Below are 1,405 nucleotides of genomic sequence, written 5' to 3'. Positions count from 1 at the left end.
GGGCGGTGGTGGGTGGGTGTTCGGGGCTGATTAGGCTCCGGCTCCATGGACGTACTCATCCATCTCTTCGTCGGCCTGCACATCATCGGTATCGCCGCGCTGCTCGGCGGTTTCTTCACCCAGATGAAGGCCATGGGCCAGGGCACCGCCCGGTTCGTCCCCGCGATGCTGCATGGCGCCCTGACCATGCTGGTCACCGGGGTGATCCTGGTGGGCCTCAATCAGGCGGACGACCAGTCCGTCGACAACATCAAGATCGGCGTGAAGCTGGCGCTGCTGGTCGTGATCCTGGGGCTCGTGTACGTGAAGCGGGACGACGAGACGGTGGACAAGCGTCTGTTCGGGCTGGTGGGGCTGCTGACCATGGCGAACATCTTCATCGCTGTGTTGTGGACCTGACGTCCGTTCCTGCGGCGCTTCCCGGTTCGGTGCCGACGTCGGCAGCGGTTCTGTCGATGGGGTGGGTGTAGGCCCACACCGCGCCCGCGGTGACCGCCAGCCAAGCCGCCACCGCGATCCACAGCAGGACCTCGCCGGGGGTTTTGAGCCACGGGACGTCTACGGCGTCCGCGACGGAGAGTGTCGCCGCCGCCGTCATTCCCAGCGGGAACACGGTTGCCCAGCGGCGTACGTCGTAGTGCGGCCGGGGCCAGCCGATCTCGGAGACGAGCAGGGTGGCGTACCAGGCCAGGTCGAGGACCAGCAGGGCGACGGTCACCGTGCGCAGCGCGCTGGTGTCGTCGTCGTTCCAGAGGTACAGGCGGCTGCTGTCGGCGGCGATGAGCTTCGAGCCGGCGAGCGCGGAGATGGCGAGGGCGCCGCCCGCTACCCAGTGGTCGCCGACGCCGTGGACCACCTGGCGTAGGTCGAAGCGGGTCAGGGCGATGACGTAGAGCACGAGGCCGAGCCAGAACAGCACGAGTGCCGTGTGGGCGAGCCATGCCGATGACTCGGCCGCGGCGAGCGTTGCGCCGAGGACGGCGAGGCCCTGTGTGGCCACGCAGGCCAGGAACACCGCGCCGGGCATGCGGGGGTGCCAGTGGCGTACGACGACGATGAGAAGGCATGGCCAGAGCAGGGCCGCCAGGTCCAGGAGGGCCTTTGCGAGGGTTTCCCAGCCGAGGGTCGTGAAGCGGGTGCCGAGGACTGTGGTCGCGGCGATGGCGGTCAGGGCGGCGGGGGTGGCTGCCTCCTTGATCCATCTGGCGCGGTCCCACAGGAGGCGTGCGGTGAAGGCGGCGGCCAGCGCGAGCCAGGATGCGCAGGCGAGGGCGAGGGCGATCCGGGACAGGGTTTCGTAGCCCGTCTGGTGCAGGGCCACCGACAGGATGCCGGTTGCCATGACGGCGGCGCCGGCTGTGGGGGGACGTTGCGACCACCAGGTGTGGAGGGGGGAGGTGGGGGT

Annotated in this window: 2 protein-coding genes; one reads left to right on the top strand and one right to left on the bottom strand. The window is 69.4% G+C overall.

The features are described from left to right. The first annotated feature begins 45 nt into the window (after nucleotides 1-45). Nucleotides 46-399: a hypothetical protein gene (locus ADK36_RS09455; RefSeq protein WP_048587609.1), complete on the top strand. Its 354-nt coding sequence runs from the start codon at nucleotides 46-48 to the stop codon at nucleotides 397-399. Here ADK36_RS09455 and ADK36_RS09450 read toward each other — a convergent pair. Next, the coding region (locus tag ADK36_RS09450) for a tellurite resistance/C4-dicarboxylate transporter family protein (protein ID WP_053196969.1) at nucleotides 377-1,405 on the bottom strand (1,029 nt) is incomplete at its 5' end. The genes ADK36_RS09455 and ADK36_RS09450 overlap by 23 nt on opposite strands.

It is taken from the genome of Streptomyces viridochromogenes (genome assembly GCF_001270495.1).
GTDB classification, from domain to species: domain Bacteria; phylum Actinomycetota; class Actinomycetes; order Streptomycetales; family Streptomycetaceae; genus Streptomyces; species Streptomyces viridochromogenes_A.
Note: the sequence above shows the minus strand (reverse complement) of the source record. Positions and strands in the feature narration are given on the sequence as shown.